14 protein-coding genes are annotated in these 13,363 nt (G+C 60.7%); 10 read left to right on the forward strand and 4 right to left on the reverse strand.

The window, feature by feature from the left end; genetic code table 11:
- The first annotated feature begins 36 nt into the window (after positions 1-36).
- The 3 genes from cyaY to rnk all read left to right on the forward strand — a co-directional run bounded on the left by cyaY (position 37) and on the right by rnk (position 1,135).
- Positions 37-369, forward strand: a complete 333-nt coding sequence (cyaY, locus tag HU730_RS14195) for an iron donor protein CyaY (protein WP_034129050.1) — start codon at positions 37-39, stop codon at positions 367-369.
- Between the two features lie 2 nt (positions 370-371).
- On the forward strand, positions 372-590 hold the full coding sequence (locus HU730_RS14200) for a DUF1289 domain-containing protein (protein WP_034129079.1): 219 nt from the start codon (positions 372-374) through the stop codon (positions 588-590).
- Between the two features lie 131 nt (positions 591-721).
- Positions 722-1,135 (forward strand): nucleoside diphosphate kinase regulator, encoded by a 414-nt coding sequence (gene rnk / locus HU730_RS14205; protein WP_034129049.1) that lies wholly within the window; start codon positions 722-724, stop codon positions 1,133-1,135.
- Here the strand turns inward: rnk and HU730_RS14210 are convergent.
- The 3 genes from HU730_RS14210 to HU730_RS14220 form a co-directional block, all read right to left on the reverse strand.
- Positions 1,132-3,972 (reverse strand): class I adenylate cyclase, encoded by a 2,841-nt coding sequence (locus HU730_RS14210; RefSeq protein ID WP_186527248.1) that lies wholly within the window; start codon positions 3,970-3,972, stop codon positions 1,132-1,134. The genes rnk and HU730_RS14210 overlap by 4 nt on opposite strands.
- A 169-nt stretch (positions 3,973-4,141) precedes the next feature.
- Positions 4,142-4,396 (reverse strand): TIGR02647 family protein, encoded by a 255-nt coding sequence (locus HU730_RS14215; RefSeq protein WP_003195403.1) that lies wholly within the window; start codon positions 4,394-4,396, stop codon positions 4,142-4,144.
- Between the two features lie 95 nt (positions 4,397-4,491).
- Positions 4,492-4,776, reverse strand: coding sequence for a hypothetical protein (locus HU730_RS14220; protein ID WP_014720450.1), 285 nt, complete (start codon positions 4,774-4,776; stop codon positions 4,492-4,494).
- 125 nt (positions 4,777-4,901) lie between these two features.
- Between HU730_RS14220 and HU730_RS14225 the strand changes: the two genes are divergently transcribed.
- Positions 4,902-5,561, forward strand: a complete 660-nt coding sequence (locus HU730_RS14225) for a glutathione S-transferase (RefSeq protein ID WP_034129047.1) — start codon at positions 4,902-4,904, stop codon at positions 5,559-5,561.
- Positions 5,562-5,667: 106 nt separating this feature from the next.
- On the opposite strand, the gene argH is transcribed toward HU730_RS14225, so the two are convergent.
- Complete coding sequence (argH, locus tag HU730_RS14230) at positions 5,668-7,062, reverse strand: argininosuccinate lyase (protein ID WP_003195396.1); 1,395 nt, start codon at positions 7,060-7,062, stop codon at positions 5,668-5,670.
- 501 nt (positions 7,063-7,563) lie between these two features.
- Here argH and HU730_RS14235 point away from each other — a divergent pair.
- The 6 genes from HU730_RS14235 (at position 7,564) to HU730_RS14260 (ending at position 13,284) form a co-directional block, all read left to right on the forward strand.
- Complete coding sequence (locus HU730_RS14235) at positions 7,564-8,310, forward strand: LytTR family DNA-binding domain-containing protein (protein ID WP_089041516.1); 747 nt, start codon at positions 7,564-7,566, stop codon at positions 8,308-8,310.
- 138 nt (positions 8,311-8,448) lie between these two features.
- Positions 8,449-9,390: a hydroxymethylbilane synthase gene (gene hemC, locus HU730_RS14240; RefSeq protein ID WP_034129044.1), complete on the forward strand. Its 942-nt coding sequence runs from the start codon at positions 8,449-8,451 to the stop codon at positions 9,388-9,390.
- Positions 9,387-10,145: a uroporphyrinogen-III synthase gene (locus tag HU730_RS14245; protein ID WP_060763908.1), complete on the forward strand. Its 759-nt coding sequence runs from the start codon at positions 9,387-9,389 to the stop codon at positions 10,143-10,145. Before hemC ends, HU730_RS14245 begins: the two co-directional genes overlap by 4 nt.
- 18 nt (positions 10,146-10,163) lie before the next feature.
- Positions 10,164-11,279 carry a uroporphyrinogen-III C-methyltransferase gene (locus tag HU730_RS14250; protein WP_034129042.1) on the forward strand — a complete coding sequence of 372 codons (1,116 nt, stop codon included), beginning with the start codon at positions 10,164-10,166 and terminating at the stop codon, positions 11,277-11,279.
- Between the two features lie 5 nt (positions 11,280-11,284).
- Positions 11,285-12,526, forward strand: a complete 1,242-nt coding sequence (locus HU730_RS14255; RefSeq protein ID WP_105228939.1) for a heme biosynthesis protein HemY — start codon at positions 11,285-11,287, stop codon at positions 12,524-12,526.
- A 236-nt stretch (positions 12,527-12,762) separates the two neighbouring features.
- The gene (locus tag HU730_RS14260; protein WP_186527247.1) at positions 12,763-13,284 is read left to right on the forward strand and encodes a disulfide bond formation protein B; all 522 of its coding nucleotides are present in this window, start codon (positions 12,763-12,765) and stop codon (positions 13,282-13,284) included.
- Positions 13,285-13,363 lie beyond the last annotated feature (79 nt).

Raw genomic sequence — 13,363 nt, forward strand, 5'->3', positions numbered from 1 at the left:
GCTTGAGCAAAACCAGACACTTTTGAGGTTGCCACAATGAGTTTGACCGAAGCCCGTTTTCACGACCTGGTGGATGCCACCCAAGAGAAGCTGGAAGATATTTTCGACGACAGCGGCCTGGACGTGGACCTGGAAAGCTCGGCCGGTGTGCTGACGGTCAAGTTCGAGAGCGGCCAGCAATTGATCTTCAGTCGCCAGGAGCCGCTGCGTCAGTTGTGGCTGGCGGCGCGCTCCGGTGGCGTTCACTTCGACTACGATGAAGAAAGCGGCAAATGGCAGTGCGACAAGAGTGAAGAGTTGCTGGGTGAGATGCTCATGCGCCTGGTTCAGGAATACACCGGCGTCGAGCTGGATTTCGACGAGATCTGATGGTGAGTGAGCCTGTAGCCGTACGCCCGCCCAAGCCGCTGTTCAGCAATGTCAGCCCGGCGGTGCCGTCACCTTGTATCAGTTTGTGTCGCCTGGACGAGCGGAAAGTCTGCCTTGGCTGCTTTCGCCATGTAGAAGACATCCGGGAATGGCGCTCTGCCGACGATGCGCGGCGCCGGGTGATCTGCGCCGAGGCCGAGCAGCGCAAGGCGAGCACCTGACGGCGTCTTGTTTATTTGTGTCGCTGTGGTAGTGTCCGGATACACCTCCATTCATCGAGGTCCGTGAGAACCCCGCCTTTTCCTGGCGGGGTTTTGCTTTTTTGTGCAGAAAAAAGGAGTCTGCCTGAATCATGACCACCGCACCGTCCATCATTCTTACCCGTCTTGACGTGCAGCGTCTGGAGCAACTGATCGACCGCTTGGGCGACGAGTTTCCCGGCGTCGAAGCGTTGCAAGCCGAACTCGACCGCGCCGAAGACGTGGTTGGTCACGATGAAGTGCCTGCGGGTGTCGTGACCATGAATTCCAGCGTGCATTGCCGTGAACAAAGCAGCGGCAAGGACTATCACCTGACGCTGGTCTACCCCAAGCACGCGAACGCCGACGAAGGCAAGATTTCGATCATGGCGCCCGTGGGCAGCGCATTGCTTGGCCTGCAAGTGGGCCAGCACATCGACTGGCCGGCGCCTGGCGGCAAGACCCTCAAGCTGGAATTGCTCAGCGTCGAAGGCCAGCCCAAAGATGGCGGCGCCTTCCCGCTCTAAACCTGATCCAAGGCCGCATTGAGTGACTGTTCCAGTTCGGCTTTATAGCGCAGGTACAGATTGCTTGGGCTTTGCACATCACCGAGCAGCCCCGACAGATCCAGGTCAGTGATATAGCCGCGGTAACGCTCGGTTTCCCGACGTTGCCCGACGATCTCCCGGGCGACCACTGCAAACAGCTGGTCGCCAAATTCCAGTTCGGAAAACTCCCGCTGATTACAGTACAGCGTGATCCCTACCTGGCCGGGCGCGCCTTTACCGATGATGGCCTGCACGTCATAAAACGCCTTGTTGGCCGGGTCTTGCGGGGCCGGTCGTGGCTCCACGCCCCGCGCCCGGCCGTTGCCCGATGGCAACAGTTGGTAGTACAGGATCTGTACTTCGCCCGCAGGTTGCTGGGTGTCCAGGGACAATAGCGCTTCCCGGCGGTACAGGATCGATTGCAAAAAGCGTTGCAGTGGGGCCAAGAGGCTTTGCTCATCATGAAACGGCAAGCGCTGTTGCCAGAGCGCGTTGAATTCGTCGAGCACATAGACGTCGGCGAAGCCTTCATTGACCCGGTAGAACACCTGCACACACTCGGCTTGGCCCATGGGCAGCAGCAGCGCCAGGTCGTGGTCTTCCAAGGCCATGGCGTCCAGGTGCCACGGGCTGTAGCTGGCCAGCTCCTCGCTAAGGTAAGCGATCAGCGCGTCCTGAGTCGGCAGTGATACATGGGTGGCTTGGCCCGGTACCAGTTCCATGACGTGATAATGCTGCTGCACCTGGAGCAGGTAGCGATGATTGCCTTGGCCGAGCAGCAGATGCTGCGCGGTGTCGAATACCTCTTCCACCCGCTGGGCAATGAACTGTGCCCGGTTGTGACAAAAACAACGCACTCGCAGGCGTGGCAGATGGTTCGATGGCAATTGGTTGAGATAGTCGCGCAGGCAGTCGAGCAGGGCGTGCGGGCCGTCATAGCGGCTGACCATTACTTCGTTCCAACTGTTGAGCGTGACTTGGTCCAGAGTCAGCACCAGGTTGTCGCGCACGCCGGCATAGCTCAGGGAGTCGGTGCGCTCCGTGGTCATCAGAATATTCAGGTCGCGATGATGCTTGAGCGGGTCAACCCCGACGTTGATCAGCAGCAGCACCTCTTCTGGCACTGCCGGGCGCAGCAAGCGGACCTCGTCGACACTGGCCAGGGGCAGGGTGATGGTCTGTTGCAGGCTGCCCAGCAGGTTGAACAGCTCGAACTCGGTCATGTCACTGGTGCCGGGGTGCAGCGCCAGGCGGGTGCTGCTGTCGATCACGCCGTTGCGATGGCACCAGGTGAGCATTTCCAGCAGGTCGCGGCTGCGTTTGATCGGTGCAAAGTGTTCCCATTCGAGAGCGGTAAGGTTGCCGTTATACAGGCCCCAATGGTATTGGCCCGGCTCCTTGCGGTTGGGCGACTGCACCAGAGTCAAGGTATCTTCGGCCAGGTCAGGGGCGATGCCGGGGTTGATGAACTCGACCTTGCCGGCCTTGCGCTCGAACGCCGCGTACAAGCGGCGGCCCAGTACATTGAGTTCGCGCTTATTGACCGCGCTGGCGGTCTGTTCGCTGCGGGTGAACTGCGTGAGGAAGCGGTAGCTGTAGTTCAACTCATTGACCAGGGCACGGCGCTCGGAGGCGACCTGGCGCACTTTCCATTGGCTGCGGCTGTCCAGCAGGGCCAGTTGGCGCGTGTCCCAGCTCCACTCATGCGTCAGGCGTTCCAGCAGTTGCCGTTGCCAACCGGCGGTGCGCTGGCCGGCGCTGAGCTTGCGGTTGACCTTCAGGTACAGGCTGCGCCGCACCAATTCCAGGCGCTCCAGCTCGTTGCGGGCCTTGAGGTACTCCTCGATACGGCGGTAGACCATGATGTACGGGTCCAGCTCATCCAGGTCTACCTGATGGCTGAACACCGCCTGTTTGAAGCGCAGGCTCAGGCAGCGCACGTTCGGGTGTTCGCTGGCGTAGACCTCGGTCAGCAGCAGCTTGAGCACCGACTTGTAGGGCGACTCGATGCCCTTGAACAGTTGCCACAGCCCGGCCCCGATAAACTCCCCTGGAGGAATATGAGCCAGATGGCCGAGGTCGAGGGTTTCATCGGTGCGGATAAAACGCTTGGACACCAGGGTGTGAGTAAATTCGGCGTAGCGGCTTTCTTCGTAGACCGGCACCAGCCACCAGATGGGCGTGCGCCCGGCCAGCCAGATCGCGGTGCGATAGAACTCATCCAACAACAGGTAGTGCTGGGTGGTGCCGCAGTCGTCGGAACTCAGTTGCGTATCGCGATCACCCAACACAAAGCGCGTCGGGTCGATCAGGAAGAAATGCGCTTCGGCGCCCATGCCCAAGGCCCAGGTTTCCAGCAGTTGGCACTTTTTGCGCAGCTCGGCCAGCTCGGTTTCGCTCAAGTCGGGAGCGTGGCATACCCACACGTCCATATCGCTTTGATCGGCCTGCGCCAGCGTGCCAAGGCTGCCCATCAGGAACAAGCCGTGGATCGGCGTAGGCGGGTTGCCGTGGCGCGGTTTATAGGAGAACGAACGGGTCAGGCGTTGGGCATCGGCCAGGGCCTGGGCGTCCGGTTCGAAATTCGACAGCCCGGCCGGCGTGCTGCTAGAGACATAGCCCGGCAAGAGCGGGTGATTGACGTGGAAAAACAGCGGCAACAAGGCCAGCACGCTTTGCTGACGTGGCGTCAGCCCCTCGACGGCCCGGGCCATGCGGCCTTGATTGAGGGTCATGAAACGCGCGCGCAGTTGGGTCAGCACCTTGCGGTCGATGCCTTCGTCCAGATCGGGGCGGATTTCATGGGTGCGGGTCATGTCGAACTCGTTGGCTCGCAGGGCCCGACGCGGGCGGCCATGCAGGAGTTTACAGACAGTAGCGTAGGAGTTTTAGAGGGAAATGGCTTTTTGGCGTCAGAATTCTGTATGCCGCGCAGCAGTGCCCGCGGAATCCGCAGGCGGCGGACTCCATGGGCAGTATCAGGTATCAGGCGGCTTCTTTGGTGCTGGCAGTGGTGAGGATGGTCAGCAGGGTTTGGGCTTGCTCGGCAGCGTCCCGGCCAAGACTCGTCAGGTAGCCCCCGTCCGGTTGGTCGATCAGCCCTTTGGCATGGAGGCGCTTGGCAGCGGCGATGGCAGTGGGGGCGGCAGTCTGATGGACTTTCAAGCCTTCCTTGGTGCTGTCCAAGGGGAAGAGTACAAGGATTTCCAGTTCGGCAACCAACTCAGGGGTATACGACATAAGGACTCCAGACTTTCTAAAATTTATTAGAGGCTAGCAGGCCATAAGGTGAACGCACTTTGCCGAACTGTCCAGCGTGTTGCTGCGTGCCGGGGTTATTCCTTTTCCGGCGGCAGCTCGGGCAGTGCCCGCAGTGCCGTTTCATACCACTCGGTATTGAAGGCGCGGTCATCTTCGAGCATGGCATCGATCTCGAACGCCAGCACGTGAGCCATCAGATTCAGGATATCTTCGCGCTCGTAACCCACCAGGGTCAGTTTGTTGAACGTAGCCTTGGCCGCTGGCGGGTTATCGCTCTCGATCTGGTTCTCGATGGCTTCGATCAGCGTGGTCTCGGTGAATTCTTCTTCGTCGTTGTCGATATCGGTCGGCTCGCTCATGGCAGGCTCCTCAAGGAAAGGGCGTCAGTCTACCCCCATTCAGGTGGGTGATGCTGCTGGTCAGGGTGCCCTCAAGGATCTATAACTCTTGCAGCCAACCCCACACCCGGCCTGGAGGCTTTGCGATGCTCAAGCTTTACGGATTTTCGGTCAGCAACTACTACAACATGGTCAAGCTGGCGCTGTTGGAGAAAGGACTGCCCTTCGAAGAAGTGCCTTTTTACGCCGGGCAAACCCCCGAAGCTTTGGCGGTCAGCCCCCGCGGCAAAGTGCCGGTGCTGGGTGTGAAGCAGGGGTTCATCAACGAAACCAGCGTCATCCTCGAATACCTCGAGCAGAGCCAGGAAGGCCCGGCACTGTTGCCCGCCGACCCGTTTGCGCGGGCTCAGGTGTTGGCGTTGTGCCGTGAGATCGAGCTGTACATCGAACTGCCTGCGCGGGCGTGTTACGCCGAGGCTTTTTTCGGCATGACGGTGCCGGAGGCGATCAAGGAAAAATCCAGGGCCGAGCTGCTGCTTGGGATGGGTACGTTAGGCCGGCACGGTAAGTTTGCGCCTTATGTGGCAGGTGAGAGCTTCACCCTCGCGGACCTGTATTTCATGTACAGCCTCAGCCTGGCCTGCGGTGTGGGCGAAAAGCTGTTTGGGCTGGACCTGCTGGAGCAATTGCCGAAGGCGAAGGCATTGTTGGCGCGCCTGAATGAGATGCCCAATGCGCAGAAGGTAGAGGCGGACAGGCAGGCGGCGATGCCGGCGTTCATGGCGATGATTGCGGCAAAGAAATAGAGTCGCTTTTGTGGCGAGGGAGCTTGCTCCCGCTGGAGTGCGAAGCGCTCCCAAGATTTTTGGGCCGCTGCGCAGCCCAGCGAGAGCAAGCTCCCTCGCCACAGTTTTAGCGGCTGGCGAGCAATTCTTTGCCGCGCACGACCGCCGCCTTGACCTGTGCCGGCGCAGTGCCGCCCACATGGTTACGGGCATTCACCGAGCCTTCCAGGGTCAGCACGGCAAACACATCCTGCTCGATCTGGTCGCTGAACTGGCGCAGTTCTTCCAGGCTCATTTCCGCAAGGTCCTTGCCGGTGTCCACACCGTACTTCACGGCGTGGCCAACGATTTCGTGGCAGTCACGGAACGGCAGGCCACGGCGCACCAGGTAATCCGCCAGGTCGGTCGCGGTGGAGAACCCGCGCAGTGCTGCTTCACGCATGATCGCGTGCTTGGGCTTGATCGCCGGGATCATGTCGGCAAAGGCGCGCAGCGAGTCGCGCAGGGTGTCGGCGGCGTCGAAGAGCGGTTCCTTGTCTTCCTGGTTGTCCTTGTTGTAGGCCAGTGGTTGACCTTTCATCAGGGTCAGCAGGCCCATCAGCGCGCCAAACACACGGCCGCTCTTGCCACGCACCAGCTCTGGCACGTCGGGGTTTTTCTTTTGCGGCATGATCGAGCTGCCGGTGCAGAAGCGGTCCGGCAGGTCGATGAACTGGAATTGCGCGCTGGTCCATAGCACCAGCTCTTCGGAGAAGCGCGACAGGTGCATCATCGCGATGCTGGCTGCGGCGCAGAATTCAATGGCGAAGTCACGGTCCGACACGCCGTCCAAAGAATTGCCGCCCACGGCGTCAAAGCCCAGCAGTTGTGCGGTGTACTCACGGTCGATCGGGTAGGTGGTGCCGGCCAGTGCAGCGCTGCCCAGCGGCATGCGGTTGGCGCGCTTGCGGCAATCGACCAGGCGTTCGTAGTCGCGGCTGAGCATTTCGAACCAGGCCAGCAGGTGGTGGCCGAAGGTCACGGGTTGTGCGGTCTGCAGGTGGGTGAAGCCGGGCATGATGGTGTCCGATTCACGCTCGGCCTGCTCCAGCAAGCCTTTTTGCAGGCGGGTGATTTCGCCCAGGATCAGGTCGATCTCATCGCGCAGCCATAGGCGGATATCGGTGGCGACCTGGTCGTTACGGCTACGGCCGGTGTGCAGTTTTTTGCCGGTCACGCCGATGCGATCAGTGAGGCGTGCCTCGATGTTCATGTGCACGTCTTCGAGGTCTACGCGCCAGTCGAACGTCCCTGCCTCGATCTCACCGCGGATGGTGGTCAGGCCGTCGATAATGCTGTCACGCTCGGCGTCGGTCAGCACGCCGACCTTGGCCAGCATCGTAGCGTGGGCGATGGAGCCCATGATGTCGTGGCGGTACAGGCGTTGATCGAAGGTGACGGAGGCGGTGAAGCGCGCGACGAAGGCGTCGACGGGTTCACTGAAGCGGCCGCCCCAGGACTGGTTGGTCTTGTCGGTGCTCATGGATTCGCTCGTGATCTGCTTAAAAGAGGCATGAAGGTGTGCAGGCGATCATAACAGGGTTGCCCGTGGAGGCGGTGCTGCGGGTGGTCGGCAATTTTATTTGTGTAAGAGATGGCTAAGTGCCTTGCCGCTGACCGCATCCGGGACGAGACTGGTGACAGGTACTTATTGAAACGATATTTGACGATTGAGCAATGTCGCCTCAGTGAGCGTCTACAGTTGGACTGATAGTGTGTGAATGCACCAAAGTCGGGTGATGCGGTCATAACCAGACTATCCATTAAACAGGGGGGTATTCGGATTGTTTATCAGTGAACCCTACGACGATGCCCGAATGCAGCGGGTCTTGGGCGCTATTGAACAGGTCCGGGTAAATTTGGGTGCCATTCTCAGGGCACTTTTTGCCGCTCGCGCTAGTCTTAGCGTGGATCGCTGTGACGTCAGTCACCGCACCTGTCTACGCTATCCTTGTGCGAGACTCACGCAGGAATCCAGCGCAATATGAATGTCCTGATCGTTGATGACGAACCCCAAGCCCGCGAGCGACTGAGCCGTCTGGTCAGTGAACTTGAGGGTTATTCAGTCCTTGAACCGAGTGCCACCAGTGGCGAGGAGGCGTTGACGCTGATCGACAGCCACAAGCCCGATGTAGTGCTGCTCGATATCCGGATGCCGGGCTTTGATGGCCTGCAGGTCGCCGCCCGCCTGAGCGAACGCGAATCGCCGCCTGCCGTGGTGTTGTGTGCGGCGCAGGATGAGTTTTCTGCACAGGCGCTGGAAGACAGCGGTGTCAGTTTTCTCGTCAAGCCGGCCACTGCTGAAGCCTTGCTCAAAGCTTTGAAAAAAGCCGAGCGTCCCAGCCGCGCCCAACTGGCTGCCTTGACGCAACCGGCTGCGCAAAGTGGTAACGGGCCGCGCAGCCATATCAGCGCGCGTACCCGCAAGGGCATCGAACTGATCCCACTCGCCCAGGTGGTCTACTTTATTGCCGATCACAAATACGTGACCTTGCGCCACGAGACCGGTGAAGTGTTGCTCGATGAGCCGCTCAAGGCGCTTGAAGACGAGTTTGGCGAGCGTTTCGTGCGCATTCATCGCAACGCGCTGGTCGCCCGTGAACGTATCGAGCGCCTGCAGCGCACGCCCCTGGGGCACTTTCAGTTATTCCTGAAGGGGCTCAATGGCGATGCGTTGATCGTCAGCCGACGCCATGTCGCTGGCGTGCGCAAAATGATGCAGCAGCTTTAGCCCAAGGGCTGCGGCGCGGTCTGCATTCCTTATCCCGGTGCGGCGTGGCCAGGGAGGCCCCGCACTTGCTGATTCAAATCAAAGCGTATTTGCCTGAGCTGTTATTATCCGCCGTATCTATTCAGTACGGATTGATCCATGTCCTCTCGCGAAATCCGCATCGCCACCCGTAAAAGCGCCTTGGCCTTGTGGCAGGCCGAATACGTCAAAGCACGCCTTGAGCAGGCCCATCCCGGCCTCAAGGTCTCCCTGGTGCCCATGGTCAGTCGCGGCGATAAGCTGCTGGACTCGCCACTGTCCAAAATCGGCGGCAAGGGCCTGTTCGTCAAGGAATTGGAAACTGCGCTGCTGGACAACGAAGCCGACATCGCCGTGCATTCGATGAAAGACGTGCCCATGGACTTCCCTGAAGGCCTGGGCCTTTTTTGTATCTGCGAGCGCGAAGACCCGCGCGACGCCTTCGTTTCTAACACCTTCGCGTCTCTGGACGAATTGCCGCCAGGCAGTATCGTCGGCACCTCCAGCCTGCGTCGCCAGGCCCAGTTGCTGACGCGGCGTCCCGACCTGCAGATCCGCTTTTTGCGTGGCAACGTCAACACGCGCCTGGCCAAGCTGGACGCCGGGGAATACGACGCGATCATCCTCGCCGCTGCCGGCCTGATCCGCCTGGGCTTTGAAGACCGCATCACCTCGGCCATCAGCGTCGAAGACAGCCTGCCAGCTGGCGGGCAGGGTGCAGTCGGCATCGAATGTCGCACCGCCGACAGCGAAATTCACGCACTGCTCAAGCCTCTCGATCACGCGGACACCGAAGTGCGTGTTACCGCCGAGCGTGCCTTGAACAAACACCTCAACGGTGGCTGCCAAGTGCCCATCGCCTGCTATGCCGTACTCGAAGGTGAGAACCTGTGGCTACGTGGCCTGGTCGGTGATCCGGACGGCGGTAACCTGCTGACCGCCGAGGTGCGTGGGCCGCAGCGTGATGCCACGGCACTGGGGATTCAGGTTGCCGAGGAGCTGCTGGAAAAAGGCGCGGGTGCCATTTTGCAAAAAGTCTATGGCGAGGCCGGCCCGCAGTGACCAAATGGCGAGTGCTGCTGACGCGGCCTGCCGAGGAGTCGACGGCCGTGGCGGCGTTATTGGCCAAGAGCGGCATTCACAGCAGCTGCCTGCCTTTGCTGGAGACAGAAGCCTTGCCGGTGACTGCTGAGCAACGCGCGGTATTCGGCGCGCTGCCGCGCTATTGCGCCGTCATCGTGGTGAGCAAGCCGGCTGCACGCCTGGCGTTGCAGCGGTTGGGGGACAGTGTCCCGCCAATGCCCTGGTTCAGTGTCGGCGCGGCGACGGCACAGATACTGGCCGATCATGGCCTCAAGGTTCATTATCCCGCCACTGGCGACGATAGCGAGGCCTTGCTTGAACTGCCCGCCTTGCGCGAGGCTATTGCACTGCCGGGCGGCCGGGTGTTGATCCTGCGCGGCGAGGGCGGGCGTGAGTTGCTGGCAGAGCGTTTACGCGAGCAAGGTGCTAGTGTCGATTACCTGGAATTGTATCGGCGTTTTCTTCCGGTGTATGAAAAGGGCGCGTTGATGCAACGCATCCAGTTGGAACGCTTGAACGGCCTGGTGGTCAGCAGTGGGCAGGGTTTTTTACATCTGCACGCGTTAGCCGGCCCCGATTGGCCAGAGGTGGCACAGCTGCCGTTGTTCGTGCCCAGCCCGCGTGTATATGAAATGGCGCGGGCGGCGGGTGCAGAAAAAGTTGTGGATTGTCGCGGCGCGAGTGCCGCGGCTTTGTTAGTGGCGTTAGGGAGCTATCCCGTTCCCACTCTCTGATACGCAAAGGACGGATACGTGAGCGAAACAGCCTTGCCTAAAGATGAAGCTCAGCCCGCGCTTGATGCGCCGGTCGAGACACCGGTCAGCGCGCCACGCCGTGGCAATGGCCTGGCCGTCGTCGCCTTGCTGTTGGGCGCTGCGGGCGTAGCCGCCGGCGGCTGGGGGATCTGGCAGGTCCGTGCCCTGCAAGCCAGCAGCCAGCACCAACTGGGCCAGGTGCAGACCCTGGATGACCAGTCCCAGAGCCTCAAGCAAGGCCAGCAACAGCTGGCCGCCCGCCTGGCGCAGTTGCCGGGTGCGGATGAGCTGGAAGAGCGTCGCCGCCTGGTCACGCAGTTGCAGGGAGATCAGCAGCGCCTCAACCAGCGTCTGGAAACCGTGTTGGGTGCCAGCCGCAAGGACTGGCGCCTGGCCGAGGCCGAGCATCTGATCCGTCTGGCCAGCTTGCGTTTGTCCGCCTTGCAAGACATTAACAGCGCCCAGTCGCTGGTCCAGGGTGCCGACGAGATTCTTCGCGAACAGAGCGACCCAGGGGCTTTCGCTGCACGGGAGCAATTGGCCAAGAGCCTGGCCGCGCTGCGCAGCACCGAGCAACCGGACCGTACCGGCCTGTACCTGCAATTGGCTGCCTTGCGTGACCAGGTGGTGCAACTGGCGGCGATTGCCCCGGAGTATCAGCTCACGGAGCCTGCTTCCCAGGGGCGCCCCACCAGCGATACGCAGAACCAGTTGAGCCAGTGGTGGGAGCAGATCTCCCGTTATTTCCGCATCGACTTCAACCCGGATGACAACATCCGTCCCTTGCTGGCAGGCCAAGGCCTGAACCAAGTGCGCCTGGCCTTGAGCCTGGCACTGGAGCAAGCCCAATGGGCTGCGCTTAACGGCGAGGCGGCCGTCTACAGCCGCTCGTTGGGGGAAGCGCGCAGCGTGTTGCAGGACAACTTCAACCAGGACAACCCGCAGAGCAAGGCGATGCTGGCGCGCATTGCCGAGCTTGAGCCCAAGGCCGTGTCCGTGGTCACGCCTGACCTGGCCGCGAGCCTGGCCGCTGTGCAGGCGTACCTTGAGCGTCGTCATCTGTCGGCCGACGAAGCCAAGGCCGCGGCTGGCAAACCGGCGACCCAGGAGTAGAGCTGATGAAGCGTTTCTATGTGATCCTGGTGCTCGCAATTGCGCTCGCCCTGGCCCTGGGTGTAGGCATTTCGAAGCACACCGGCTACGTGTTGATTACCTATCCTCACCTGCTGCATTACGAATCAAGCCTGTGGGCGACATTGGTGGCGGTGTTTGCCATCGGCCTGGCGATTTATCTGGTCCGCGTGTTGTGGAGCCTGGTCACCACATCCGGTGGCGTGGTCAACCCCTGGTCACGGCGCAATCGCAGCCGCCGTGTTCAGATCGCTATCGAGCAAGGCCAGATGGACCTCGCCGAAGGTCGTTGGGCCAGTGCGGAGCGCCACTTGCACCGCGCCGCCGAAGCAGAGCGTCAGCCGCTGCTGTATTACATCGGTGCCGCCCGTGCGGCTAATGAACAGGGCCGTTATGAGGAATCCGACGGCTTGCTGGAGCGCGCTCTGGAGCGCCAGCCCCAGGCCGAACTGGCCATTGCCTTGAGCCACGCGCAATTGCAGATGGATCGAGGTGATACGGAAGGCGCGCTGGTCACTCTTCAGGCGATGCATGAGCGTCACCCGCATAACGCGCAAGTGCTGCGACAACTGCAACGCCTGCATCAGCAGCGTGGCGATTGGTCGTCTGTGATTCGCCTGCTGCCTGAGCTGCGCAAGGACAAAGTCTTGCCCGCCAATGAGCTGGCCGAGCTGGAGCGTCGCGCCTGGGGCGAGAACCTGAGCCTGGCGGCCCAGCGTGAAGAGCAAGGCGAAGCAGGGTTGCAGTCCTTGGAACGCGCATGGGAGCAACTGACCGCTGCCCAGCGCCAACAGCCACAACTGGTGTTGGCGTATGCCGACCAACTGCGTCGATTGGGCGCGGATGCCAAGGCCGAAGAAGTGCTGCGTGGTGCTCTCAAGCGCGGTTATGACAGCCACTTGATCCGGTTGTACGGCCTGTTGCGCGGCAGTGATCCTGCGCGCCAATTGAAGTTTGCCGAAGGCTGGCTCAAGGACCACCCAGGCGATGCCAGCCTGTTGCTGACGCTGGGCCGTCTGTGCCTGCAAAACAGTCTGTGGGGCAAGGCGCGGGATTATCTGGAAAGCAGCCTGCAAGTGCAGCGCAATCCCGAAGCCTGCGCCGAATTGGCTCGCCTGCTGGCCCAATTGGGCGACACCGAGCGCAGCAACCAGCTGTTTCAGGAAGGCTTGGGATTGCTCGACAATCGCCTGCTGTCTTCGCCGCTGCCGGTGCCTGCGCGAGCTTGAAGTAGGAAAGGGTGAGTGGATTGGCTCGGACCGATCCGACACCCGCTCCTTCAACGCTTGAAAACACTCGGTTTAACTGGCCTTGTTACTAATTCCTACTTGTTGTAACTGAATTTCCTCGGGCCCGTGGCGGGATGTCCTTATGTTTTCGAGGAAATGTCTGCTCTAGGGCGTATTGAAAGGGGTCGGGCCTTTCCTCTACCGTAGCGACCTATCTCTTGCAGTGCGGATAAACAATGTCTTTGGCCCCTTTACGCTCTTTGTTTTTCCTGGCGTTCATGGCGGGTGCGCTGACGTTGGGCGCGTCTTTCTACCTTCAATACGGCGCGCTGCTACGACCTTGTTTTCTATGCCAGGTACAGCGCCTGTTCCTCGCGGCTTTTGCCTTGATCAACCTGATTGCCGCGCTTCACAGACCTGGGCGTTCCGGCCATTGCCTCTACGGGCTGGCGAGCATGGCCTGTGCGTTGCTGGGCGCCATCACCGCAGGCAGGCAAGTGCTGTTGCAGAACAGGCCGGCAAGTCAGGCCGGGGATTGCTGGCCCAGCGTGCAGCACATGCTTGAAAACCTGTCTGTCTGGCAGGCAATGCGCTCGGTGTTCAATGGCACGGTCGATTGTGTCGAAATCAACTGGACGCTGTTTGACCTGAGCCTGCCTGAGTGGAGTCTGTTGTTCTTCGTGGCGATGCTGATCCTGGGGTTCATGCAGGTGTCACGGTTGTTGTTCGACAGGCATTTGCGCCTCGCAACGCCTTGAAAACAAGACTCAGGTTGTAGGAGCGGATTAAACACTTGTATGAACATTCTCTCCTGCGTACCTTGAAGCCATAGTCATG

Source organism: Pseudomonas sp. SWRI22 (assembly GCF_014268395.2).
GTDB lineage: Bacteria > Pseudomonadota > Gammaproteobacteria > Pseudomonadales > Pseudomonadaceae > Aquipseudomonas > Aquipseudomonas paracarnis.

Bases quoted from the DNA above. Each gene is read 5' to 3' on its own strand.
- cyaY (WP_034129050.1), top strand. From the start codon at position 37: ATGAGTTTGACCGAAGCCCGTTTTCACGACCTGGTGGATGCCACCCAA.
- rnk (WP_034129049.1), top strand. From the start codon at position 722: ATGACCACCGCACCGTCCATCATTCTTACCCGTCTTGACGTGCAGCGT.
- HU730_RS14210 (WP_186527248.1), bottom strand. From the start codon at position 3,972: ATGACCCGCACCCATGAAATCCGCCCCGATCTGGACGAAGGCATCGAC.
- HU730_RS14215 (WP_003195403.1), bottom strand. From the start codon at position 4,396: ATGTCGTATACCCCTGAGTTGGTTGCCGAACTGGAAATCCTTGTACTC.
- HU730_RS14220 (WP_014720450.1), bottom strand. From the start codon at position 4,776: ATGAGCGAGCCGACCGATATCGACAACGACGAAGAAGAATTCACCGAG.
- HU730_RS14225 (WP_034129047.1), top strand. From the start codon at position 4,902: ATGCTCAAGCTTTACGGATTTTCGGTCAGCAACTACTACAACATGGTC.
- argH (WP_003195396.1), bottom strand. From the start codon at position 7,062: ATGAGCACCGACAAGACCAACCAGTCCTGGGGCGGCCGCTTCAGTGAA.
- HU730_RS14235 (WP_089041516.1), top strand. From the start codon at position 7,564: ATGAATGTCCTGATCGTTGATGACGAACCCCAAGCCCGCGAGCGACTG.
- hemC (WP_034129044.1), top strand. From the start codon at position 8,449: ATGTCCTCTCGCGAAATCCGCATCGCCACCCGTAAAAGCGCCTTGGCC.
- HU730_RS14255 (WP_105228939.1), top strand. From the start codon at position 11,285: ATGAAGCGTTTCTATGTGATCCTGGTGCTCGCAATTGCGCTCGCCCTG.
- HU730_RS14260 (WP_186527247.1), top strand. From the start codon at position 12,763: ATGTCTTTGGCCCCTTTACGCTCTTTGTTTTTCCTGGCGTTCATGGCG.